At 42.9% G+C, this 23,120-nt stretch carries 24 protein-coding genes; 18 read left to right on the forward strand and 6 right to left on the reverse strand.

Annotation, left to right across the window (positions count from 1 at the left end):
- The first annotated feature begins 41 nt into the window (after positions 1-41).
- The gene (locus MHB63_12515) at positions 42-2,090 is read left to right on the forward strand and encodes a molybdopterin-dependent oxidoreductase (GenBank protein MEK3807358.1); all 2,049 of its coding nucleotides are present in this window, start codon (positions 42-44) and stop codon (positions 2,088-2,090) included.
- Positions 2,091-2,092: 2 nt separating this feature from the next.
- Here the strand turns inward: MHB63_12515 and hpaB are convergent, their stop codons facing one another.
- The gene (gene hpaB, locus MHB63_12520) at positions 2,093-3,547 is read right to left on the reverse strand and encodes a 4-hydroxyphenylacetate 3-monooxygenase, oxygenase component (GenBank protein MEK3807359.1); all 1,455 of its coding nucleotides are present in this window, start codon (positions 3,545-3,547) and stop codon (positions 2,093-2,095) included.
- Positions 3,548-4,013: 466 nt separating this feature from the next.
- On the opposite strand from hpaB, the gene MHB63_12525 reads away from it, so the two are divergent.
- Together MHB63_12525 and MHB63_12530 are read left to right on the forward strand one after the other, a co-directional pair.
- Positions 4,014-4,403, forward strand: a complete 390-nt coding sequence (locus MHB63_12525) for a YueI family protein (protein MEK3807360.1) — start codon at positions 4,014-4,016, stop codon at positions 4,401-4,403.
- 464 nt (positions 4,404-4,867) lie between these two features.
- Positions 4,868-6,115, forward strand: coding sequence for a S8 family serine peptidase (locus MHB63_12530; protein MEK3807361.1), 1,248 nt, complete (start codon positions 4,868-4,870; stop codon positions 6,113-6,115).
- Between the two features lie 198 nt (positions 6,116-6,313).
- Here MHB63_12530 and MHB63_12535 read toward each other — a convergent pair whose 3' ends face one another.
- On the reverse strand, positions 6,314-6,454 hold the full coding sequence (locus MHB63_12535) for a hypothetical protein (protein ID MEK3807362.1): 141 nt from the start codon (positions 6,452-6,454) through the stop codon (positions 6,314-6,316).
- Positions 6,455-6,590: 136 nt separating this feature from the next.
- Between MHB63_12535 and MHB63_12540 the strand changes: the two genes are divergently transcribed.
- The 15 genes from MHB63_12540 to MHB63_12610 all read left to right on the forward strand — a co-directional run bounded on the left by MHB63_12540 (position 6,591) and on the right by MHB63_12610 (position 21,269).
- Entirely contained in the window at positions 6,591-7,862 is a 1,272-nt protein-coding gene (locus MHB63_12540; GenBank protein MEK3807363.1) for a tetratricopeptide repeat protein, read from the forward strand.
- A gap of 100 nt (positions 7,863-7,962) precedes the next feature.
- Positions 7,963-9,195 carry an HDOD domain-containing protein gene (locus tag MHB63_12545; GenBank protein ID MEK3807364.1) on the forward strand — a complete coding sequence of 411 codons (1,233 nt, stop codon included), beginning with the start codon at positions 7,963-7,965 and terminating at the stop codon, positions 9,193-9,195.
- Positions 9,196-9,256: 61 nt separating this feature from the next.
- Entirely contained in the window at positions 9,257-10,159 is a 903-nt protein-coding gene (locus MHB63_12550; protein MEK3807365.1) for an aldo/keto reductase family oxidoreductase, read from the forward strand.
- Positions 10,160-10,261: 102 nt separating this feature from the next.
- Positions 10,262-10,873 carry a pyroglutamyl-peptidase I gene (locus tag MHB63_12555; protein MEK3807366.1) on the forward strand — a complete coding sequence of 204 codons (612 nt, stop codon included), beginning with the start codon at positions 10,262-10,264 and terminating at the stop codon, positions 10,871-10,873.
- Between the two features lie 87 nt (positions 10,874-10,960).
- On the forward strand, positions 10,961-12,934 hold the full coding sequence (locus MHB63_12560; protein ID MEK3807367.1) for a methyl-accepting chemotaxis protein: 1,974 nt from the start codon (positions 10,961-10,963) through the stop codon (positions 12,932-12,934).
- Positions 12,935-13,085: 151 nt separating this feature from the next.
- Positions 13,086-13,313 carry a hypothetical protein gene (locus MHB63_12565; protein ID MEK3807368.1) on the forward strand — a complete coding sequence of 76 codons (228 nt, stop codon included), beginning with the start codon at positions 13,086-13,088 and terminating at the stop codon, positions 13,311-13,313.
- A gap of 227 nt (positions 13,314-13,540) precedes the next feature.
- Positions 13,541-13,681: a degradation enzyme regulation protein DegQ gene (gene degQ, locus MHB63_12570; GenBank protein MEK3807369.1), complete on the forward strand. Its 141-nt coding sequence runs from the start codon at positions 13,541-13,543 to the stop codon at positions 13,679-13,681.
- A 145-nt stretch (positions 13,682-13,826) separates the two neighbouring features.
- Positions 13,827-14,753: a polyprenyl synthetase family protein gene (locus tag MHB63_12575; GenBank protein MEK3807370.1), complete on the forward strand. Its 927-nt coding sequence runs from the start codon at positions 13,827-13,829 to the stop codon at positions 14,751-14,753.
- A gap of 3 nt (positions 14,754-14,756) precedes the next feature.
- Positions 14,757-14,918 (forward strand): competence pheromone ComX, encoded by a 162-nt coding sequence (comX, locus tag MHB63_12580; GenBank protein MEK3807371.1) that lies wholly within the window; start codon positions 14,757-14,759, stop codon positions 14,916-14,918.
- A 1,112-nt stretch (positions 14,919-16,030) separates the two neighbouring features.
- Complete coding sequence (locus MHB63_12585; protein ID MEK3807372.1) at positions 16,031-17,263, forward strand: sensor histidine kinase; 1,233 nt, start codon at positions 16,031-16,033, stop codon at positions 17,261-17,263.
- A gap of 80 nt (positions 17,264-17,343) precedes the next feature.
- Complete coding sequence (locus tag MHB63_12590; protein ID MEK3807373.1) at positions 17,344-17,985, forward strand: response regulator transcription factor; 642 nt, start codon at positions 17,344-17,346, stop codon at positions 17,983-17,985.
- A 269-nt stretch (positions 17,986-18,254) separates the two neighbouring features.
- Complete coding sequence (locus MHB63_12595) at positions 18,255-18,953, forward strand: SIMPL domain-containing protein (GenBank protein MEK3807374.1); 699 nt, start codon at positions 18,255-18,257, stop codon at positions 18,951-18,953.
- A gap of 260 nt (positions 18,954-19,213) precedes the next feature.
- Entirely contained in the window at positions 19,214-20,269 is a 1,056-nt protein-coding gene (locus tag MHB63_12600) for a PQQ-dependent sugar dehydrogenase (protein ID MEK3807375.1), read from the forward strand.
- A 13-nt stretch (positions 20,270-20,282) separates the two neighbouring features.
- The gene (locus MHB63_12605; GenBank protein ID MEK3807376.1) at positions 20,283-20,675 is read left to right on the forward strand and encodes a hotdog fold thioesterase; all 393 of its coding nucleotides are present in this window, start codon (positions 20,283-20,285) and stop codon (positions 20,673-20,675) included.
- Positions 20,676-20,699: 24 nt separating this feature from the next.
- Entirely contained in the window at positions 20,700-21,269 is a 570-nt protein-coding gene (locus tag MHB63_12610; GenBank protein ID MEK3807377.1) for a GNAT family protein, read from the forward strand.
- Positions 21,270-21,317: 48 nt separating this feature from the next.
- On the opposite strand, the gene MHB63_12615 is transcribed toward MHB63_12610, so the two are convergent.
- From MHB63_12615 to MHB63_12630, 4 genes are read right to left on the reverse strand one after another with little or no spacing between them, the layout of a single operon-like run.
- Positions 21,318-21,977 carry a DNA alkylation repair protein gene (locus tag MHB63_12615; GenBank protein ID MEK3807378.1) on the reverse strand — a complete coding sequence of 220 codons (660 nt, stop codon included), beginning with the start codon at positions 21,975-21,977 and terminating at the stop codon, positions 21,318-21,320.
- Positions 21,978-22,010: 33 nt separating this feature from the next.
- A complete protein-coding gene (gene mnhG / locus MHB63_12620) occupies positions 22,011-22,376 on the reverse strand; it encodes a monovalent cation/H(+) antiporter subunit G (protein MEK3807379.1) in 366 nt (121 codons plus the stop codon).
- Positions 22,354-22,644, reverse strand: coding sequence for a Na(+)/H(+) antiporter subunit F1 (locus MHB63_12625; GenBank protein MEK3807380.1), 291 nt, complete (start codon positions 22,642-22,644; stop codon positions 22,354-22,356). The genes mnhG and MHB63_12625 overlap by 23 nt, the downstream gene beginning before the upstream one ends.
- Positions 22,644-23,120, reverse strand: coding sequence for a Na+/H+ antiporter subunit E (locus MHB63_12630; protein MEK3807381.1), 477 nt, complete (start codon positions 23,118-23,120; stop codon positions 22,644-22,646). The genes MHB63_12625 and MHB63_12630 overlap by 1 nt, the downstream gene beginning before the upstream one ends.

The raw sequence follows: 23,120 nt of genomic DNA on the forward strand, positions 1-23,120 counted from the left end.
TTATTCTAAATGCAATCATTTTCCAAAAAAGAGGTGTTCGAATGCATCCCTATGTCGAAAAAAAGGATGGCGTTTTTCCAAGTGTGTGTTCGCTTGACTGCCCTGATCAGTGCGGGCTCCTGGTGCACAAAAAGAACGGTAAAATTATGAAAATTGACGGTGATCCAAATCATCCTGTCACAATGGGCAGCATCTGCAATAAAGTGAGGCACATGGCTGAACGAATTTATGATGTGAAACGTCTCGAGTATCCCCTTAAACGAACAGGAAAAAAAGGCGAAAAGCAATTTGAGCGCATTTCATGGGAAGAAGCATTGAACACCATTTCATCTAAATGGAAAAGTCTGATCGAAACGGATGGTCCTGAGAGTATTCTCCCATACAGCTTCTACGGCAATATGGGGAATTTAAGCGCTGAGGGGATGGACCGGCGCTTTTTTAACAGGCTTGGGGCGAGCAGGCTTGACCGGACAATCTGCCAGGCGGCGGGTTCTGAAGGGTATAAATACACCATGGGAGGAAGCTTCGGCATTGACCCGGAAGACACGATTCATACGAAGCTGTTTATTTTCTGGGGGATCAATGCGGTGAGCACGAACATGCACCAGATGACCCTGGCTCAGAAAGCCAGGAAACAAGGCGCCAAAATCGTTGTCATCGATGTTCATAAGAACCAGACAGGCAGAATGGCAGACTGGTTTATTCCCATTTTGCCGGGAACAGACAGCGCGCTGGCACTGGGGATGATGCATATTCTCTTTAAAGAGGGGCTGACAGATGAAGATTTTCTGAGAAAATATACGGTCGGCCATGAAGCTCTGCTGGAACATGTTAAACAATACGATCCGCACACGGTTTCTGAACTGACAGGCGTTCCTGCTGAGGACCTCATAAAACTGGCGAGAATGTACGGGGAAGTGTCCCCGTCCTGTATCCGCATCGGAAACGGGCTGCAGCATCACGATAATGGAGGTATGTGTATTCGGACCATCGCCTGTTTGCCGGCGCTGACCGGCCAGTGGATGCACAGGGGCGGAGGCGCCATTAAGGGCAATTCCGGCTTTCTGGCATTTAATAAAAATGCCCTCCAAAGACCGGATCTTCTTAAAAATAAACAGACAAGAACCATTAATATGAATCTTATAGGCGAAGAGCTTCTTAGCGCCGATCCGCCCATTCAATCAATGTTTGTCTACGGAAGCAACCCTGCGGTTGTGGCGCCGGAATCGGGAAAAGTGAAAAAGGGACTCATGCGGGAAAACTTGTTTCTTGTCGTCCACGATCTTTTTCTCACAGAGACTGCTGCTTATGCAGACATTGTGCTGCCGGCTTCATCCGCTTTTGAAAATACGGATTTCTATACCTCCTACTGGCATCACTATATTCATTTGCAGGAACCGGTTATTGAGAAATTCGGAGAGTCAAAGTCAAATACGGAAGTGTTCCGTCTTCTTGCAGAAAAAATGGGATTCACTGAACAGGCGTTTAAAGATACAGATGCAGAGATGATCAATCAGGCGCTAAACCATACTCATAACCCCTACTTGGAAAACGTGACATTTGATGAACTGGCTGAAAAGAAATGGATAAAGGCCGGCGTAAAACCTTTATTTCCAGGGAAGCTGAATACGCCAAGCGGGAAAATCGAGCTCTATTCAGACGCAATGGAAAAAGCCGGCTACCCGCCGCTGCCTGTGTATACTCCGCTTGTAAAAGAGAGTGAACTTCCCTTTCTTTTTGTGCCCGGACCGAATCATAATTTTCTGAATTCCACATTCTCCAATAATCAAAAACACGTGTCGCTCGAAAAAACGCCAGTAGTCCATATAAATAAAAAGGATGCAGAAGAGGCGGGGCTTTCTGATGGAGATACGGCCGTTATCTGGAACGGGCGGGGAGAGTGCGAGCTGACAGTTGCTGCCGGAGAGAATGTCCTCCCGGGCGTTTTAGTCACACAAGGGCTGTGGGCAGAGGACCCGGTAAAAAAACAGCTTGTGAATGTCCTGACGCCAGACAGGCTGTCTGATATGGGAAAAGGAGCTGTCTTCTTCTCTGGAAGAGTCGGCATAAAAAAGAAAGAACGTCCTTAGTCTTAAGGGCGTTCTTCCGCTTTTTCCAGAAAGTCTTTTACTCTGTCCATATACTTTTCTCTCGAATAGCTGCTGTAGATATTTTTAGCAAGCCTTATAGGATCTCCGAAAAAATACCGTTCATAATGGGTTTGCCTCGTTCCAAATGAACTCATCGTCAGCTCCCATGCAAGGCGGAACAGCTTTGTTTTCGTTTTTGCATCAACTGCTGCCCCCTGAAGATACTGCTCAATATCCTTTCCGATAGGAGATGCAAAATCTTCTTCTGAAGGCAGCACCATCAGTCCGCCGGCGCCAATCTGCTGAAGGAGGCTGATATAGTGCGGATAGAGCTTTGAGAAAAGAGTAACGGCAGCGTAGAGTGAATGTGAACTTGGCGTCATCGTTCCGAAAGTGTCCACTTTTGCTTCGGCTTCAGAACGGAGAAGAAGTGCCTCCATGCTCTCTAGCCCAAGAATCATTTCAGACATTTTCAGCTGAATATGTTCATAGGCAGTCACTTCAAGAGAATTGATCATCACCTGGGCAAGCCCAATGAGAAACTGCAGCTTCACGATCTGTCTTGTGACGACTTGATGAAGCGCGTGCGGTGCAAAACCGCTCTGAGTGAAAAGTTTAAAAGCAATGTCCTGTCTATGATAGAAAAAGACCCGTTCCCACGGCACGAGAACATCCTCAAACACAAGCAGAGTATCCATTTCATCAAACCGGGATGAAAGAGGATAATTAAAGGAGGATTCTCCTGAGTGAAATGGCTCGCGGCAAATAAACTTCAGTCCGGGTGTATTGGCAGGAATACTGAAGGCAAACGCATAATCATCGCTTAAATTGTTTCCGCCTGAAGGGAATATCAGCACCTCATCCGTCATTCCGCCTTCAGTTGCAAGCAGTCTTGCCCCTTTTATGACAAGGCCGTCAGCCGTTTTTTTGACGATTTTAGCTGCAATCGGCTGTCGTGTTTCTTCTGTATAATACAAAGAGCGGTTCACTTGCGGATTAATAAAGCTGTGGGTAAAAGATAAGTCCTGCTCAAGCGCCTTGCGGTACATGTTCCTTAAATTCTCAGCAAACTCCTCATCCTGAGAGCCGGCAATGGAAGCAGCAGCGGAAAGCGACATTAAGGCGGTATTCATATAGTCGGGACTTCTTCCCATCATGCCGCAGGTAGCTTTTGCCCAAGTCTCAATCATCCGCCGTCTTTTTTTTAAGTCTTCAGCCGTTTTCGGCTCCAGGTAGGACATCCCTGCCGGCTCTCCAGTAAACGGAGAAGGAAATGTCATAAAGCCGAGGTTTTCCTTCTGCACCTGTAAATCATATAGAGAAGCCTTTGTCTGCATGGCACCTTTATATACAGGGTGCATAAATAGAGGCTTCTCAATCGGCTGTCCTTTTAGCCATACATTTGGTTTTAATGCCGCCATACGCTGCAAGTAATCTTTCCCTGATATCGCAGACATCCTATTCCTCCCAGCGGTTTGAAGTAGTGTGTGTGTTTGTGAAATATATCCGAATAATTGAAACACTGATACAGATACTATATGCCGGCCCCGTGCTGCGGGTGTTTTTGGAAAAGGAAAGAGGCTGGTGCATGATGAAATGAAGAATTTGACCCAGAGGAAACGAAGAAAAAAAGAAGAATAGTATTTGAAAGCGTTTTCTTTGATGCGGGAGTTTTAAAAAGGCAAGAGTAAGGAAAAAATGAATACCAGAATGAATTAGAGGGGGAACTACTCATGCAAGAAGCAGATTTTTTTAAAGGGATGATCTGGGCTGCCGTTTTGAGTATACCGCTGTGGCTGTCTTTCTTCGGATGGATGAAAATTCTTCTGGCCTATTCATGGTAAGCGGGTCGCATGATTTCACGTTTACACGCAACTCTGCTAAAGTAAAATGTATAACCCAGCATAAAAGGAGTCGTTCATCATGTCAGACGAGCAGATTGACCTCTACTTACAGCAGGGGATCTACGGTACCCCTGAGACGAAACCGGAAGAAAGAAATAAATTTCTTGGCACTCTGAGAGAAAGAATTGAACTAGCTCTTACAAATGGCCAGGTTAGACAGAAAAAAGTATACAGCGAAGCCGCAGCCGCCATCAGGCTCGGAAAAGGATATCAGCTGCTTTTAAACGGAACCATTGCTTATTCAGACCTTTCAAAATATATTAAGCTTGCAAATGAAGCAGAACAGCCATTTACCATTGTAAGTGATCAGAAGGATACAAAAATAGGCCTGATTGTTGCTGCTGAACATGCCATCGATAAAGAATTTATTTTTGTTGAAGACTCTATATATAAGAAATCTTTTTCTTAAAGAATGAAAAACCACTGGAGATCTCCAGTGGTTTTTTAAAATACCCTATACAAAATATAAAAAATAAACAGCCATATAGGAATAGAAAGAATAATCCCGTAGAAACATCCTTTTGCAAAAGATTGATCATTCCTCATAAATTACTCCTTGATGATGCGTCATATCCCTACTATATCTTTGGAACAGAAAAAAATTCAACAAAAAATGTCTTATTTTGTCGATTAAACTCTTCAATCTCCTTATACGAATAGAGATTCGTAAAACCGGGAAATGGAATTTTACAATATTATGAAAATCAGGAAAAAGATACTCTTTAAAGCTTAAAAGACAGACTATTCTCACAGTTTAAAACTTGTACTTATTAGTAAATTAGGATTATTGTGAAAATTGTTAACGTATTATATATTTAATTTACTTCGAAGTACAAAGTTATAAAAAACTAACATTTTGAGAGGGGAAATATGATGAAGTTTTCAAAAACGCTTGGAGCCGCTGCACTTAGTCTGTCTTTAAGTCTTTCATCCTTTGGAGCTGCTGCTTTTGCTGAGGCTCAGGTTTTACAGGAGGCGAAGCAGGAGCAATTCCGTGTTGTCATTAAAGGAACAGATGCACAAAAGGTAAAGAAGAATCATAAAGTCCGCAGAGATTTTGGAGCTGCCGGCTATACTGCAACGGTCACTCAGGAGCAGCTTGATAAACTTCAGAAAAACAGCAAGCTGAAGGTTGAAAAGGTGGCAACATTTAAAGTGGCTGCAGGCAAGCCTATTGGAACGATGGCAGTGCCGAGCACACGGACTCCGTGGGGAATTAAGGCCATTTACAACAACAGCTCGCTGACTCAGACTTCAGGCGGTGACGGCATTAAAATTGCTGTTCTGGACACTGGAGTACAGACAAGCCATATTGACCTGTCTCAAAACGCCGAGCAGTGCAAAGATTTCACTGTAGGCACAACGTATACGAACAACTCTTGTACAGACCGTAACGGACATGGAACTCACGTGGCAGGTTCAGCTCTTGCTAACGGCGGTTCAGACGGACAAGGCATTTACGGTGTAGCACCTCAGGCTGAGCTTTGGGCATACAAAGTGCTGACTGACAGCGGATCAGGCTACTCTGATGATATTGCAGCGGCAATCAGACATGCTGCTGATGAAGGAACAAGAACTGGTTCAAAAGTTATTATTTCAATGTCACTTGGTTCAAGCGGAAAAGACAGCCTTATTACAAGTGCAGTTGATTACGCATACAGCAAAGGCGCTTTAGTGATTGCAGCTGCAGGAAACTCAGGTTATGCAAATAACACAATCGGCTATCCGGGTGCTTTGACAAATGCAGTTGCAGTTGCAGCTCTTGAAAATGTACAGCAAAACGGGACATACCGTGTAGCAAACTTCTCATCCCGCGGAAATTCAGCGACAGACGGAGACTATGTGATTCAGGAAAGAGATGTTGAAATCTCTGCCCCTGGTGCTGCTATCGAGTCTACTTGGATTAACGGAGGCTACAACACAATCAGCGGAACTTCTATGGCTACGCCTCACGTTTCAGGTCTTGCTGCGAAAATCTGGTCTTCAAATAAAGGCCAAAGCAATGCACAAGTCCGTGCGGAACTTCAGCGACGTGCAAAACTGTATGACATCAAAGGCGGATATGGAGCAGCGACTGGTGACGACCATGCATCAGGCTTCGGATTTGCAAGAGTTCAATAATACGATAAAAAGAGCTTCCGGACGTTAGTTCCGTGAAGCTCTTTTTATACAGAAAAAACCGCTGAAACAGGACGATTGAAGGCCTATTTTAGCGGTTTAGCAGTTCCTATAAAGCTTTCTTTTTTAAAGAATTTTCCAAAATTTCTTGGTTCACGTTCTGAAAAATATGGTTTAATAGATAAATATAAAACAATCTGCTCAGCTGTATTTTTCAGACTTGATGATTCTCGGCCATTCTTCGTCAGCCGTATGGACTTTATCATCTAATGCAGAAAAGCCTGCTGTAAGGATGGCTGCACCAAGTGCGAGATACAATAAATATTTTTTCCCTTTTTTCATGTTATGACCTCCAATGATTTATTTATTTAACATTTTTAAAAAACTAACATTTTGTTATAATTAACTGACAATTCAAATATATACAACTATTCAATTTCTTGTCAAGACATAATCGACTTTTTTCAGGAGGGTAAGAATGAATACCGTTGGCTTAAAACTCAGGCATTTGAGAAAAAAACAAAAACTGACCCAAAGTGAGCTTGCAGCAGGCATTGTGAACAGAAGCTATATCAGCCAGCTTGAAAAAGGCATGGTGCAGCCATCGTATAAGCTGCTTTTAAAGTTCAGTGAACGGCTTCAGTGTGACATTCATGATTTCTTTGAAGAGGAAAATAAAGCACTTCTTTCATTTGATATTAAAAAGGCGCTGTCAAATCTGGAATTTACTGTTATAAACGATGATTTTGCGGATGCTGAGGAGCATCTGAATGACATCGAAAAGAATCTGTCTGCCCTTAATCAGCGGGATCTTGCTCTATATTATTTCTGTCAGGGGCGTATCCTGCAGAGTGTCAGACAGGACACTGATGGAGCAGTCACGGCTTTTGAAAAAAGCTATGAACTGTACTGTAATCTGCCGTATTGCGAAGAACGGCTGAGAACGAGCAATGAGCTCTCTTCTCTGCTGATTAATGAAGACCGGTTTTCCCAAGCATTTACATATTTGAATGAAGCGTATGATGATTCCATTGCCTTCAAAGCATCGGGAGTAGAAAAAATATCCCTGCTGAACAATCTTGGACTTGCCCACGCTAAAAAAGGGGAGTATTACTCCGCCATCCGCTTTATTAAGCAGGCTCTTTCAATCAGCAGTAAAACAGCCATATATTATCAGACAGGCATCGTCTATATGGTTCTTGGCTTATGCTACAGAAGGATGAGCCAGTATGAAGATGCGAAAGGGGCCTATTCAAAGGCACTTTTGTTTTTTGAGGGAACAGACGATCAGCTGAACCTGGCAGGAACTTATACAAACCTGGGTATATTAAGCAGATACACATCAGATGCGGAAAGTGCCGTCTCGTATTTAAAATCAGCTCATGACCTTTACAATCAGCTTGAAGACAGCAAAGGGATCTTAAATACATTATTTGAACTTGCTGTTACGTATCAGGAGTCCGGAAAAGAGGAGCACGTTCTAAGCCTGTACAAATCATTTAAAGAAGCATATTCAGAGCCTTTTACCGATTATAAATTTAAATTTCTTCATCTTCTTGGGGATATGCATCAAACACGCGGGGAACTGACGGATGCTTTAAAATGCTATCATGAGATCCTTGATGAATCGGGAGCTGTAAAAGACCGCTCTGTCATAAAGGATGCACTGAAAAAAGTGGCTGCGATTGCCTGCGGCAGGCGCGACGAAAAAATGCTGTTTTACGTCACGGAAAAATACTTGGCACTTTAAAAATCAATCTACATAATTCGACAGCCCTGAATGCTGCTTTTGTGTACAATTGATATAGGTCAATTGTACTGATTGGTAAAAGGGCAAAGGGGTTGAACATATGAAGGTATTCGTGGCCAGGCAGCCGATTTTTGACAGGAACGGTCAAAATATTGCCTACGAATTACTTTATCGCAATGGAGATAAAAGTAACGCATTCCCTAATATAGACGGGGACGAAGCAACGACAGACTTGATTGTGAACAGTTTTATTAATATTGGTCTTGAGGAACTGTCACAGGGGAAAAAATGTTTTATTAACTTTACAGAGAGCCTGCTTAAAATGAAGCTCCCAAGCTACTTCAATCCTAGTTCGATTGTAGTGGAGATCCTGGAAGATGTTCCTGTGACAGAAGAACTTGTCAGCATCTGCAGAGACTTGAAGAAGCAGGGGTATACAATTGCCCTGGATGATTTTAATGTTGTGCAGAATAACCTTCTGCTGAACAGACTGCTTGCGTATATCGACATCATTAAAGTTGACCTGCTGCAGACAAGTTTGGAAGCCAGGAAAGAAATTATAGAGAGATACAAGCCATTCGGCGTTTCATTTCTGGCTGAAAAAGTGGAAACACATGATGAATATGACCAGGCTGTCCGCGACGGCTATGACTATTTCCAAGGGTACTTCTTCAGCAAGCCTGTTGTTTTGTCAAGCTATGATATACCGATTTATATTCAGGCCTATCTGCAGATTCTTCATGAGCTGTCAAAAACAGAGCCTGACATCGACACCATAACAGAACAAATTGAGCAGGATCTGTCTTTGTCATACAAACTGCTTAAACTCATTAACTCTCCTGCATTCAGGCCAAGAAACAAAATAAAGTCCATAAAGCAGGCGATCGTTCTACTCGGGCTGAATGAAATAAAAAAATGGATTTACATACTATCCATCAAAAATCTTAAAGGAAGTCAAGATCCTATTCAGGAAGAGGTTATCCGCCTTTCTCTGCAGAGAGCAAAATTATGCGAAAAGCTTTCTGTTAAAATGGGCAAATCAGAACCATCTCTTTATATGCTGACAGGCATGTTTTCGCTTGTTGATGCACTCTTGCACCGCAGTCTTGATAAAGTTCTTGATGAACTCCCTTTATCTGACGACATACGTGATGCCATTCGGGGAAAACAGAATGAAATCCGGATTGTTTTGGATGCGGCTGTTAAAATCGAAACATTCAATTGGGAGGACCTGCCGCTGTCTCTTGATGAAATTGATGAATGCTACAGAGAAGCAATTGCCTGGTCAGCCCACCTGCTGGATGCAGACAGGGAAACGGCGAAAAGCGGCTGAGTGCCAATCGCTTTAAATTTATGCGAATGAAAGATACAATACGATAGAAAGGAGAATGATGATGCAGCGTATACAACTGACAGAAAACTTATCATTTTCAAGAATTATTCATGGACTTTGGAGACTCTCTGACTGGAACATGTCAAATGAGGAAGTGCTTCAGCTGATCGAAGATTGCCTTGCAGCAGGAATTACAACATTCGACCATGCTGATATTTACGGGAATTACACATGTGAAAAGCTCTTTGGCGACGCGCTTGCTCTTAAACCGGAGCTTCGGGAAAAAATGGAGATTGTCACGAAGTGCGGTATTAAACTTGTCTCTGACAACCGCCCGGATCATGGGATTAAATCATACGACACAAGTAAAGAGCATATCCTGGCATCAGTGGACAAATCCCTGGAAAACTTCCGGACAGACTACATAGATGTTCTGCTGATTCACCGCCCTGATCCATATATGAACCCTGCCGAAGTAGCAGAAGCGTTTAAACAATTGAAAGAAGAAGGCAAAGTCCGTCATTTTGGCGTGTCTAATTTTAAGCGCTCTCAGCTAAAGATGCTTCAGTCTTATCTCGATTTTCCTCTTGTGACAAATCAGATCGAGCTGTCGGCTTATCAGCTTGAAAACTTCGAAGACGGCACTCTCGATCTTTGCCAGGAAGAGAGAATGGCGCCAATGGCGTGGTCGCCTCTTGCTGGGGGCAGCATTTTCTCAGCAGAAAATGAAAGAGCTGAAAACCTCCGCAGCACCCTTGAACGGATTGCCGGAGAAATTGGTGCAGACGGAATCGATGAAGTCCTTTATGCGTGGCTGGTCAGCCACCCTGCAGGGATTATGCCGATTGTCGGATCCGGTAAAATGAACAGAATTCAATCCGCGATCCGCGCTCTTGATCTCAAATTGACGCGAGAGCAATGGTTTGACATTCTTCAGGTTTCAATGGGACATGAAGTAGCGTAATCTAATTGAAAACAAAACCTCTGCCTGTCAGGCGGGGGTTTTTTCAAATGGAAATATCTCCTTTTGTGACGGAATTTTCTGATATAATACGCAGGTAAGGAGATGATCAAGTTGAAAAAACTATTGCTGACAGGATTTGAACCATTCTTGGATTACTCGCTTAATCTGACAGCTGAAATTGCAAAGCAGCTTGACGGCGAGATCATAGGCAGCTGGAAAGTTGAAGGGACTGTACTGCCTGTTGCATTTTCAAGCACGTGGGAACAATGCCTCCTGCAGATCGAAAAGGAAAAGCCGGATGCTGTCATGCTGCTCGGTTTAGCTGCCGGAAGAGATAAAATTACACCTGAAAGAGTGGCCATCAACTGTGCGGATGGAGATAAAGACAACGACGGAATTGTAAAGCAGGACGAACATATAGAGAAGGAGGGCCCTGCTGCTTACTTCAGCACACTCCCAATCAGAAAATTTGTGAATGCACTTGAAAAAGACGGCATACCTGCAGGGATATCCAACACAGCAGGCACGTATCTGTGCAACTACCTTATGTACCGTGTGTGCCGCCACTTTGAACTGGCAGAGCAAAAAGTTCCGGCAGGATTTATACATATTCCTGCATCAGAAGAGCTTGCCTCGGAACTTGGCAATGTTCCGGGTATGCCTCAGGAGCAATTGGCAGATGCGGTCAGAAAAATGATTGGCTGTTTGGACTGAGCGACTTTTTTTTATTTGAAAACCCTCACTTGAATGTAGCAATAGCCGATATTACCCAAGATAGACAGAGTCTGGGGGAATAACATTATGTTCAAAAAACTTCAAGTGAGAATTACCTTTTTTATTGCTGCTATTCTGCTGGCAGCCCTTTCATCCGTTCAAGTATTTTCCTACTTTTATCTTCAGGAAAAAATAGGAGAAGATGCGAAAAGAAACGGTGAAGGCATTATTCAGCAGCTGAAAAGCAATATAGAATTAAGTTTAAGAGATTACGAAAAAAATCTCATTCGTTTTGGAGAAAATAATCAGATTGCAGGTTTAGTATCCGCCGGAGAAAACAAAGCAAACATTGATGAAGAGTTCCAAACGTTTCTTGAAACCAACAAAAGAGTTCATTTAATTTACGCCGGCAGTGAAGACAAGTCTCTTTATAATCAGCCTAAAACAGACCTTCCTGATGGATTTGATCCTACTGAAAGGCCGTGGTATAAGGCTGCTAAAGCAAATCCCGACAAGGTGATTTGGACGGAGCCTTATGAGGATGCAACAAACGGAACCTATACCGTAACAGGTGCCAAGGCAGTTCTGCAGAACGGCAAGGTTACAGGTGTTGTTGCATTTGACTTATCTTTGGAGGCAATTAATGACATTGTCGGGGCAGTAGATGTCGGTTTTGGCGGTTATTCCTTTTTGCTTGATCAAAAAGGCATGGCTCTGTCTCATCCTACTGAACAGGGAAAAGATCTGTCAAAGCTTGATTTTATGGAAGACGTATTAGAAAAAGAGAGAGGACTTGTTGACTATACCTTTGAGTCTGACAAACGGATGCTGTACTTTGAAACCATACCTGCATTGAATTGGAAGATAGGGGCAGTCTACAAACTCGATGACCTGATGGAAACAGCAGATGCGGTTTCTCTTACAAGTACAATCATAACTGCAGGGGCCCTGCTTGCTGCAGTTGTTTGCGGGTTTTTTGTATCCAGATCAATTGCCCGTCCGATAAAGATGATTGGACAAAGTGCTGAAGCAGTGGCAGGCGGGGATTTGACGAAAGAAGTTTCCATATCAGGCAAAGATGAGGTTGCTGTACTTGCAGAACACTTTAACCGAATGATCAGCCATATGCGCAGAATGATTGGCGAAGTATCAAATTCTGCTTCAGCTATGACCGCATCAGCCGAGAATTTAAGTGCAGTATCACAAGAGACGATGGCTGCAAGTGAACAAGTAGCCGGTGCTATAGAGGATGTTGCAAGAGGTGCATCTGCACAGACAGCAGATGCTGAAAAGATGAATGAACGCATGAGTGATCTTGCCGAGAAAATAAACCTGGTCAATGAAACAGTGACCATTATTCAGTCTCTGAATTCCAAATCGGAAGAAGCGAGTTTTGCAGGTATTGAAAAACTGAACGTCCTGCAATTAAAATCAGCAGAGTCGACCGCAGAGCTTTCCGCTGTAGAAGAAGTGCTTTCAGATCTGACTGAGAAAGTAAAACAGATTGAAGAAGTGGTTACGGTCATATCTGCTATTTCAGACCAGACCAATCTGCTTGCTTTAAACGCAAGCATAGAAGCCGCAAGAGCGGGAGAGAGCGGCAGGGGATTTGCGGTTGTCGCTGAAGAAGTGAGAAAGCTTGCAGAACAGTCAGCTGCTGCAACTGACAAAATCTCCATTACAATTGCAGGCATTCAAAATGAGTCTAAGCGAGCGGTAGATGCCATGGGCAGAACGAAAGAAATGAATCTGGAACAGCAGCAAGCGGTTCATCAATCGGGAGAGGCTTTTCAGAATATCGTTGTTTTGATGAGTGAGTTATCACAGTCGATTTCGGCTGTCGCCGGAGAAATGGAAAGCATGACTATACAGAAAAACCAAGCCGCAGCTGCTATTGAGAGTATTGCTGCCGTTACAGAAGAATCTGCGGCCGCATCAGAAGAGGTCAGCGCTTCTACAGATGAACAGTTAAGAGCGATTTCAACAGTGGCGAGTTCAGCTGAAGAATTGAGTGAAGCGGCAAATCATCTGCAGGAGCTTGTGAAAAAATTCAAAATCTGATTTGCGGACAGCAGCGTTTATATCACATTCCTTGGGGTAAGTGCTGCAGAGAAATATGAACCGACTTTTTAAATGGAAAATGAAGGATTTACCAAGTAAATGTCGAAATAAGGTAATGTTCATTTTATTTTAAAGGAGGTTCTGCTCTCTCATGCGTGTGCAGCCATCCGTATATGTGCTGGATGATAAAACGGTTGCGGTGTTTTCGGTGGTTATCGGTGACAGTAAGGTTAAAATGGAGTGTTTGCTCTCAGAACAGGGAATTCTTGATTACACCTTGGAATTTAGCGGACCAATCGAAAAGAGAGAAGAACTGACAAAAATGGCCCTTCGGGAAGCAGAGTCCTATCATCTGCAGTCAATAAATACTGTAAAATAAATCACCCCATTCATATGGGGCTTTTTTCTGCCCTTTTTTACGAATTAGATTGGACCATGAACAAAAAAGACTACCAAAGCAAGTTGCGGTATCACGCACTGATTCTTTCGCATTATTTTCGGTGAAAATCCTTTTCACATCCTTTAAAATTTAAAGTAAGGAAAGATCAAAACACGTGTTTCGTTCACCATGCAGAATTTGATCTTTTACAGAGGAGTGTGGAAACGATGAAAAAGCACAACATTGAAGAGATTACTCAATTATTGAAACGTCTTGAAAAAGAAATTCAAGAAACGAAGCAGTCGCTGAGAATGATCAATAAAAGCATTGATAAGTATGATAAATACTCCTTTATAAACGTGTCATAAGACTTGGCTGAATGCAGCCGGGTCTTTTTTTTACCCATTAAATGGAATTTAATGTTAAATGTTTTATATTTATGTAAAAAGATTGTTTTTAAGCTACTCAATTTGTCGCGAATATTGTAATATAATTTCGAAGGGGTGATTACATTTGGACTATAAATCTCTGATTCACCGTTTAAACACTGCAGTAACATCTCATATTGAGAACAAAACTTTGCTGCACCTTCTCCTTTCGTTCATAGAAGCGAAAAAGACCTTCCCTTTTGCCCAATTGACAAACCTGCACTATACAGCTTTTGGAGGGAAAGAGGACGAAATTGTTCAGCTGTCGGGTGCAGTTGAGCTTTTAGCTCTTTCATTTGACATTCTGGATGATCTCGAAGACCTAGACAATTTTGAAGAACCATGGATGAAGATTGATTCTTCGGTTGCGCTTAACGCTGCCACCGCCCTCTATACGGTAAGTCTGAAAATGGCTGATGAACTGCAAAGCCCTTATAAAGGAACGATCATCAGCGCGTTTCACCGATTAGCCCTTCAGGCAATGGAAGGACAGCACGCCGATTTGGAGAATACGGTTGAAACCGAAGAAGAATGCACCTCCATGATCGAGAAAAAGTCGGGTTCCCTCGTTGCTCTCGCATCTGTAAGCGGAGCTATGCTCGCAACTGGAGAAGAGCAGGCAATTGTCGAAAAATATTCCTATCAAATAGGACTGGCTGCCCAAATTGAGAACGATTACCGTGACTTATTTCATCTGCACAAAAATGATTTGTCATCAAAGAAAAAATCTTTGGCTCTCCTTTACATAAACAGGGAGTTTAATGAGCATTCAAAAGAACTGAGCCGTTTTATCGCAGAAGGCAAGTCATATGAGGAGCAATACGGGGATGCAGCAGCATTCAAATCGAAATTGTTTCAATCCGGCGTCGTCCACTACCTCAATGTCATCAAACAAATTGCTCTTCAAAAAGCTTCAACTTTACTTGCCGAACTGCCCTTGCCGCAGCATCAAATTGAGCTTCTTAAGTCTCATTTGATCATAAATCAATCAGAAAATAAAAGGAGAGATTAATTTATGCAGGAAATCGTCAATTTTTTAGTGGAAAACCCTGAAATCGTTGAAAAAGTAGTAAACGGAGAAGCAAGCTTACTGGGTGTGAAAAATGTAGATGAAGTGTTAGGATTAGTTGAGGGGCTTTTAAACACAGCTAGAACGACTAACTTATTCTGGTACTAGTCTCTACAAAATTCTAAGTAGGTCTTATCAAAATGCATTCTATTAATTTTAACAAGTTGTATATAGTTTCAATTATTTTTAGTTTTGTTTTAGTGACTTATTTCTTAACAATCAGCATTAAATATCCTTACGTAGGTGCAAGTGTTAGATTCAATGACACAGACAAGCTGGAAATTACTGTTATTGAGCCTAACACTTGGGCCTCAAAAGTAGGCCTTGAAATTGGAGATGTCGTCACTGGAATAAATGGTGTGCCTGCAAATGAACATTATCCCGCAGTCAGATATGGAATGCTTGAACAAGTAGATGAGCTCTCTATTTTAAGAGACGGTAATCAAATTCTGTTTGAAGTAAAGGATTCAATTATCAGTCATCAGAGTCTGTTTCTTGTTGTGATCCCAACTATTACCTACATTCTTTGTTTATTCTGCAGCTATTATATATATAAAAGTAATAAAAAGCTTAACCTTCAGTCAGCACTTCTTCTAAATTTCTTTCTATTAATGATTGCGCTTGCTTACTTCAGTGGTACTGGTTCTTCAAGAGGAGATGTAATAAGCAGATATTTAAATTTAAGCTGTTTTTTGTTAGTACCGGTTAGTTATATCTCATTTTTATACTATTATTTCAAAGAACTTGGCGAAAAACTTTTTTCAGAGAAATTTCTGTATGCATCATTCGTCATTGTGGCTCTCAATATCATTGCAGAATTGAGCACAGAAACTGTTGATTTTTCATATGCCTTTTTCTATATTTTCGTTAAAAATCTTAACTTAGCTTCTTTTGCCATTTTATTTGTTCTTACATTTGTTGTGAAATTTGTTGGCTTAAAGAAAGTGAAATATTCAGCACAAGGTTACATTGTTAAAGTGTTAATTATCACTAATATTATCGCATTTTCACCCTTTGTACTTTTATATATAATTCCTTATATCTTTCTAAATAAGCATATATTCCCGCCTAACATTCTAGCTGCTTTCCTTCTGTTAATACCGTTTTCGCTAGTCTATCAATTTTTAGCTACAAAGATATATGATATAGAGTTTATCTTAGGAAGAGTAAGGTACTATGCTTTGCTGGCTGTATTGCCAACGATCATATGTGTGGGAATAATGTTAATTATTAAAGAGAATAGCCCTACCTTTTACCCAGTTAAACTCTCAATCTTCATATATATAACCATGCTGATTGTTTTCTACATCAAAGAAATTCTCGATTTCCGCTTCCGGTTTAAGCGTTTTTCGGAGAAGTACAACTATCAGGACAGTATCTTTAAATATACGCAGAGCATCCGTAAAGCGAGCAAGCTGGATCAGGTCATCAGCGAGCTGAAAGAGGTTATTACAGATGTCCTGCTTGTCAGCAGGGCAAGCTATGTTGAGGTAAATAAGGATGGGGATATTGTTTCGGTTGATATTCAGATGAAAGGGTCTGATTATCTCCTGTATGAAAAAGAGATAAGGAAAGCATCTCTTGAGATCGGGAAAATCGTTGAAGTGGACAGGGGTTTTGTGATTAATGTTGGGGAGACAGACGAGCGCAGTTTTGTGATGGTCTGCCTGTCCATGCTCAATACGCCAAAGCTCAACAGGGATGAAATTTCATGGCTGAAGACTCTTTCTTTCTATACGAATATATCTCTTGAAAACTTCCTTAAGATTGAAGAACTGATGAGCCATCTCCAGAAGATTAAAAGTGAAGGCAGCAATCCGGCCTGGCTGACAAAGGTGCTCTTTTCCATCGAGGAAAAGCAGCGCTCTAATCTCGCTAAGGATCTGCATGATTCTGTTCTTCAGGATTTGATTTCACTGAAGCGCCAGTGTGAGCTGGCTCTGGCTGAGCTTGAAGCCGCCCCGACTGTTTTTACTGACCAGCTTCAGGATATGAACAGTTCGATGACGAATATTATTAAAACAACCCGTGAAACCTGCCAGGAGCTCCGGCCCCAGCTGCTGTATGATCTGGGCCTCGTTAAGGCGCTTCAAAAGCTTGCTGCCCAGTACAATGAAACGGCTCCGTTTGATGTCAGGCTCAATGCAGGCAACTTCACAAAATCGATTGATATTGATACCCAGCTGAACTTGTACCGCATTGTCCAGGAGCTTCTTACCAATGCCGGCAAGCATTCTAATGCCATGCATGTGCTGATTATGCTTGTCTGCATCAAGGATAAAATTGTTCTGCATTATGAGGATGATGGAATTGGCTTTGATCAGAACGAATTGTACACCAATCATCAGAGTATGGGGCTCTCTGGAATTGCTGAACGGGTTAAAGCGCTGAATGGAACCCACTCTATTGAGACGTCTAAGGGCAATGGGTTTAAAGTTGTCGTAGAGATTTAAGTTGCATCTTTAGACTTGGCACATGCCAGGTCTTTTTTATAGAATAGTAAGCAGAGGCAGTGGACAGAGAGGTTGATACGATGTTGCATATTTTAGTTGTGGACGATCATCCGGCAGTGCGTGAAGGAACAAAGGCCATACTTGAAACCGATTCAGAAGTGAAGGTTTCGTACCTGAATCCCCCTTATTCCAAAGATGTGATTCAGCACCTGAATTTTCAGGAGTATGATGTAATTCTTATGGATATGAATCTGGGAGATATAAACGGCATGGAGCTTTCCACTGAGATTATTAAACACTCAGAGGATTGCAAAATTATTTTATATACAGGCTATGATGTAGAGGATTATTTTGAAGAAGCCATCCGGCTTGGAATTCACGGGGCAATCAGCAAAACAGAAACGAAAGAGAAAATTCTTTCTTCCATCCGGCATGCCCTTTCAGGGGATATTGTTGTCCCGTATTCCTATTTGAAATCCCTCATTCTTCAGCAAAAAAATAAAAGCAGTTCGTCTCATTCAGAGACCGAGACGCTGAATGAAAGGGAAAAAGCCATTCTCCAGGAGGTTGAACGCGGTTTAACGAACCAGGAAATTGCCGATAAGCTGCACTTGAGCAAGCGCTCGATCGAATATAGTCTCACCTCCATTTTTAATAAATTAAATGTCGGGTCAAGAACAGAAGCCGTTCTGATTTCCAAATCCGAAGGCATTATTGATTAGTGTGCAGAGTAGATCTGCACACTTTTTGCAGGTTTATAGATATTTAAATGCTTAAAGTGTGAAATTAGTAGTGAGTTATCATCGTCCAGCTCCAGCGCCTAGATCCTCTGTCAGAACTAATCCGATATAAAAGTCAAAACCGGACTTTTTTGTCGGATTCTTATCTGCCTATCGGATCTGTTCAAGGCGCTTGCGCTTTTGTGATTATACGTTTTTTTCTCAGCATATAGTTAAAAAGAACGCGAGTATGCAGAGGGGAGAATGAATGTATGTATCCAATGTACGGACAGCCTTACAATCCTGTATATCGTCATGCCTTAAAGGCGGGTGAAAGAAAAGCAAAAGGCGGAAGCACCCTGTCTGTAAGAGGGATGGGGAAGGTGGAAGCGGCGCCTGATACAGCAGTGCTGCAGCTTGCCGTTGTAACAATGGATAAGGATGTAACGGCCGCACAAGAAGAAAACAAGCGGCGGGTCAATCAGCTTATCAGGGCACTTGCGGCTATGGGAATTGATGAAAAACAAATTGAAACGATTTCCTATACCGTGTTCCCGCAATACGACTACACTGCAGGATCTGAGCCCGTCCTGAAGGGCTATGAAGCGGTTAACACACTCTCTGTTAGAACAAGGGACTTAGACACAATCGGCAGCATTTATGATGCAGCCTTCGCAAATGGAGCCAACCGGTCTGATTCGCTGCAGTTTTTTCTTTCTGATCAGCAGAAATGGATCAATCAGGCTCTTGATCTTGCAGCAAAGCAGGCTTTAGAAAAGGCAGAAGCTATCGCACTGTCGTATCGGCTGAATTTAAACCGCACACCTGTAAAAATAACAGAAGAATCAAGAGGGTTTTCGCCTCTTTCCAAAGAATTAAGTCTGGGAGTGCAATCTGCCGGGCAGACACCCATTTTTGCCAGACAAATTGAGGTAACTGCAGAACTCGAGGTTGTTTTCTCCTATCAGTAGCAAGTTTACAAACTTTATACTTTTTCTCAATATTTCCATCACATCCATCCGCTATGATTGACCTTAATTACGAATACGAGCGTCAGTAAGCGCTTTCAATTAGGGGGATTGCAGCATGGATGTGGCGGCGGTTTTACCGATTCTTGGTTTAATGGCGATTTATTTTTGCTTTGCTTTGGCAGCTCTTCGCAAATAAAACAAGGGTGACGCGTGAATGATTGTTTCTTTTCAGTTAAACTAGAGGTAAATGGAAATCAGAGGTGATCGTTCTGAGAAAATGGTTTGCAGTTGGTGCGCTGATTTTTCTTGCCGGATGTCAGTCAGATCAGGAAAGTCCAGAGTCAGAAGCTGTTGTTCAGCAAGAGGGAACAGAAAGTGTGTTGAAAGAGATGGATGTTCCGTGGTCAATTAATGAACACAGCGGGACTTTTTATTTGAGCGAACGAAAAGGGAAGATTGTCAAATGGGACAGTACAGCCGGCAAAAAAGACGTTCAGGATGTTTCTTTTGAGAAAAAAGTACACCTTGAAGGGGAAGGCGGATTTCTCGGGCTGCAGCTTGCCCCGGACTTCGAACAAAGCAGACAAGCCTATGCGTATCATACATATAAGGATGGCGGAAGCATTAAGAACAGGATTGTTGTCGTTGAGGAGCGAAATGGGGGATGGGAAGAGGTGCGTGTCCTGCTCGAAGACATTCCCGGTGCCCGCTTTCACAATGGAGGCCGGCTGAAGATCGGCCCGGACGACAAGCTGTACGCAACAGCTGGTGATGCTTTAACTCCCGAGCTTGCACAGGACAGAAAATCACTTGCAGGGAAGATTTTAAGACTCGAGCTGGACGGCGCTATACCTGCTGATAATCCGTTCCCGGACTCCTATGTGTACTCATATGGACACAGAAATCCGCAGGGGCTCGCATGGAGCGATGACGGGGAGATGTTCAGCACAGAGCACGGGCAGTCTGCTCACGATGAAATTAACCGCATTATGCCAGGCAGAAACTATGGATGGCCCGTGATTGAAGGGGACGAGCAGCAGGAGGGAATGGAAACACCGTTTTTCCATACCGGAAACGAGACATGGGCACCTTCCGGCATCGCCTATAAAGATGGCCGCTTGTACGTGGCCGCATTATCCGGAAATGCTGTAAAAAGAGTGGATATAAATTCCCGTAAAGCAGCAAATGAAATAGAAGGATTCGGAAGGATGCGTGATGTGCTGGCTGCAGGCAACGATATGTATGCCATAACAAACAACCGCGATGGCAGAGGCAATCCGCGCCCTGGCGACGATCAGCTTCTGGTGAAGAAATAGAGGAGGAATCAGAATGGAATACAATGTTGAAAACACGTTACTTAACTCACTTGGAATCGACATTAAAAGCATTACAAACGACGGAGTTGTGGCAACCATGCCGGTGGATGAACGGACAAGACAGCCATTTGGTATCTTGCATGGCGGGGCTTCTGTTGCGCTTGCAGAAACCGTTGCAAGCATTGGAGCTTATCACTTGATCGATCAGGAAACGGAAATGTGTGTAGGACTTGAGATTAATGCAAACCACATCAGAGGCAAGCAGGACGGCACAGTGACTGCACACGCTATTCCTGTTCACAGAGGGAAAACAACGATGGTGTGGGAAATTAAAATAGTCGATGAAAGAGAAAGCCTGATCTGCATTTCGAGATGTACGATGGCTGTTCTAAAAAAGAAAGCATAAGCGGCAGGCAAAGGGGAAAAAGAGATGAAAACACTGGCGGAGTTTCCGGTTTTGTTCACGGACCGTTTTACATTAAGAAAACTTGAAGAACGGGATGCTGAAGCTGTATTTTCGTATTTTTCCAAGGACGAAGTCACAAGGTATTACGATTTGGAAAGCTTTACAGATCTTGATCAGGCGCTGGAAATCATCAGCCGCTGGGCTGAAAGATACGGTAAAAATGAGGGGTACAGATGGGGTATTGCAGAAACAGCAACCGATAAAATTATAGGAAGCTGCGGCTTTCACAACTGGGACAAAGAACATTATAAAGCTGAAATCGGCTTTGAGCTGCATCCGGCCTGGTGGAGAAAGGGCGTGATGAGCGAAGTGCTCAAGCCTGTCATTGCCTTTGGATTTAACGAAATGAATGTAAACCGCATTGAAGCATTTTATGATCCTGACAATCTCGCATCAAAGTCCTGCCTTGAAAAAGCCGGCTTCATTTTTGAAGGAGTTTTGAGGCAGGCCGCCTATGAAAAAGGAGTATTCTGTGATGCGGCAGTGTGCTCCATGCTGAGGGATGAATATATGAAAAAACAGAGCCTTTTGTAAAAGGGCTCTGTTTTTTTGTGTGTTATGCTGCTGAGTACTCATTTTATATTACTGCACATATTTCAGTCCTTCGCGCCTGCTGAGCGGGGCAAGAGGATGGTTCTCCGCAAAAGCCTTTACGGATTCGGGAGCTGTTTTTGAATATTCTCTGAGCGCCCATCCGATTGCTTTTTGAATGAAAAATTCTTTCGAAGATGCGTTTTGTGCAATCACATGATAGAGCCAGGTTTCGTCTGTATTTGTTTTATATTTCAGCTGATGCAGAATAGCGGTTCTGACCAGCCAGATGTTTTCCGATTCGGCCCATTCATCTAAGTATCTTGCACGTAAGGAAGGCTCTTTCTTTACAAGGGGACCGATGATGTTTGATGCAATCAAATCCACAGTATCCCACCATGGTTCAGTCGTGATTGCCGTTTTAAGCCACAGCATGTCTCTTTCGCATAGGTGCTTTTTATTGCGCTCCAGAATATCCACCGCTGCATACTGGAGTTCTCTCTCTTCAAATGCCCAAAGCTTTAAAATGGCATCTTCAAGAGAGGCTGGGTTTCCGTGTTTTTTAAGAAACTGTTTCGTCAGTTCTTTCCTCTCAGGAGACCTGATTCCAAAAAATTGAAATTGGCCGCGCATATAAGCTGACATTATGAGAGCTTTTTCCGCGTCGGCATGCTCCTGGAAGAGTTTCCGCAGGTCTTCAGCATACTTCATCGTGTATCCCTATAGAAAAAGGATGAGAGTTTCTCATCCTTTAACCCCTTCTTTTTTTCTGTCTGCTTCAAGGTCATCCTGAACGCTTTTTTCCCAAAGCGGCACCTTCGTATTGTAGGCAGCCCGCATAATGAGATGGCCTGCAACAGGTGCTGTCATAAAGACAAAGATAATCCCGAGAATGATCCGGGCATTCATATGGCCTTCAATCAGCCAGAAGTAGAAAAACACGCCAAGAAGAATGCTGATTACTCCAAGTGTGGCGCTTTTGGAAGCGGCATGATTGCGTGTATAGGCATCAGGCAGGCGCACAACACCGTATGCAGCTACCAGGCTTAATAGAGCACCCTGCAGCACAAAATAGCCTGTAATGAACTTAGCGATGACGATTGCGGTCATTTTCGATGATCTCTCCCTTCTCAAGGAACTTGGCAAAAGCCACAGTGCCTATGAAGGTCAAAATGCCGAGCAGCAGAATGACTTCCAGGAAGGCATTTGTACGCAGCATGACAGAGATGATGGCCGTAATGCCGATCAGGTTAATGCCGATTGCATCAAGGGCGATGACCCTGTCAGGCACAGACGGCCCTTTAATCAGCCTGTACAAATACAGGATGGTTGAAACGGCAATGATGAGCAGGGATATTCTGAGCACCATATCAAGCATCAGCGGCTCACCTCCTGTATCGCTTTTTCAAACGTATTCTTAATATCGTTTCTTGCTTCTTCCGCATCTCCAAGATCCATTGCATGGATATAAAGGAAGCGGTTATCATCTGAAATCTCTACAACGAGTGTTCCGGGAGTCAGCGTAATTAAATTTGCAAGAATGGTAATTTCCCAGTCCTTTTTCAGCTCTGTTTCAAGCTTGAAAATGCCGGGACGGGCATTTATTTTCGGTGCCAGCACCACTTTTAAAACAGCAAGGTTGGACATAATCAGCTCACGGTTGAAAATGTAGATCAGCTTTAAAACCGCACCGACGTTCCATAAGTAGAAACGGCGGGAAAAAAAGCGCCGCAGCGCAAAAATCATAAGCAGACCGAAGAAATAGCCGTTGAAAAAGTCCTGTGCTGCATATTGCCCTTTTAAAAACATCCAGAGAAACGCTACGAAAAAATTCAGCAAAATTTGAAAGGCCAT

The organism is Bacillus sp. FSL H8-0547, from assembly GCA_038002745.1.
Lineage (GTDB): Bacteria > Bacillota > Bacilli > Bacillales > Bacillaceae > Bacillus_P.

Excerpts from the sequence above, each read along its gene's own strand:
- MHB63_12540 (MEK3807363.1), top strand. The coding sequence starts at position 6,591 with ATGAATACCGTTGGCTTAAAACTCAGGCATTTGAGAAAAAAACAAAAA.
- MHB63_12555 (MEK3807366.1), top strand. The coding sequence starts at position 10,262 with ATGATCAAGTTGAAAAAACTATTGCTGACAGGATTTGAACCATTCTTG.
- degQ (MEK3807369.1), top strand. The coding sequence starts at position 13,541 with ATGAAAAAGCACAACATTGAAGAGATTACTCAATTATTGAAACGTCTT.
- MHB63_12545 (MEK3807364.1), top strand. The coding sequence starts at position 7,963 with ATGAAGGTATTCGTGGCCAGGCAGCCGATTTTTGACAGGAACGGTCAA.
- MHB63_12625 (MEK3807380.1), bottom strand. The coding sequence starts at position 22,644 with ATGCTTGATATGGTGCTCAGAATATCCCTGCTCATCATTGCCGTTTCA.
- MHB63_12550 (MEK3807365.1), top strand. The coding sequence starts at position 9,257 with ATGCAGCGTATACAACTGACAGAAAACTTATCATTTTCAAGAATTATT.
- MHB63_12590 (MEK3807373.1), top strand. The coding sequence starts at position 17,344 with ATGTTGCATATTTTAGTTGTGGACGATCATCCGGCAGTGCGTGAAGGA.
- comX (MEK3807371.1), top strand. The coding sequence starts at position 14,757 with ATGCAGGAAATCGTCAATTTTTTAGTGGAAAACCCTGAAATCGTTGAA.
- MHB63_12605 (MEK3807376.1), top strand. The coding sequence starts at position 20,283 with ATGGAATACAATGTTGAAAACACGTTACTTAACTCACTTGGAATCGAC.
- MHB63_12525 (MEK3807360.1), top strand. The coding sequence starts at position 4,014 with ATGTCAGACGAGCAGATTGACCTCTACTTACAGCAGGGGATCTACGGT.
- MHB63_12610 (MEK3807377.1), top strand. The coding sequence starts at position 20,700 with ATGAAAACACTGGCGGAGTTTCCGGTTTTGTTCACGGACCGTTTTACA.
- MHB63_12630 (MEK3807381.1), bottom strand. The coding sequence starts at position 23,120 with ATGGCCTTTCAAATTTTGCTGAATTTTTTCGTAGCGTTTCTCTGGATG.
- MHB63_12595 (MEK3807374.1), top strand. The coding sequence starts at position 18,255 with ATGTATCCAATGTACGGACAGCCTTACAATCCTGTATATCGTCATGCC.
- MHB63_12585 (MEK3807372.1), top strand. The coding sequence starts at position 16,031 with ATGTTAATTATTAAAGAGAATAGCCCTACCTTTTACCCAGTTAAACTC.
- MHB63_12530 (MEK3807361.1), top strand. The coding sequence starts at position 4,868 with ATGAAGTTTTCAAAAACGCTTGGAGCCGCTGCACTTAGTCTGTCTTTA.
- MHB63_12515 (MEK3807358.1), top strand. The coding sequence starts at position 42 with ATGCATCCCTATGTCGAAAAAAAGGATGGCGTTTTTCCAAGTGTGTGT.
- MHB63_12560 (MEK3807367.1), top strand. The coding sequence starts at position 10,961 with ATGTTCAAAAAACTTCAAGTGAGAATTACCTTTTTTATTGCTGCTATT.
- MHB63_12535 (MEK3807362.1), bottom strand. The coding sequence starts at position 6,454 with ATGAAAAAAGGGAAAAAATATTTATTGTATCTCGCACTTGGTGCAGCC.
- hpaB (MEK3807359.1), bottom strand. The coding sequence starts at position 3,547 with ATGTCTGCGATATCAGGGAAAGATTACTTGCAGCGTATGGCGGCATTA.
- MHB63_12565 (MEK3807368.1), top strand. The coding sequence starts at position 13,086 with ATGCGTGTGCAGCCATCCGTATATGTGCTGGATGATAAAACGGTTGCG.
- mnhG (MEK3807379.1), bottom strand. The coding sequence starts at position 22,376 with ATGACCGCAATCGTCATCGCTAAGTTCATTACAGGCTATTTTGTGCTG.
- MHB63_12615 (MEK3807378.1), bottom strand. The coding sequence starts at position 21,977 with ATGAAGTATGCTGAAGACCTGCGGAAACTCTTCCAGGAGCATGCCGAC.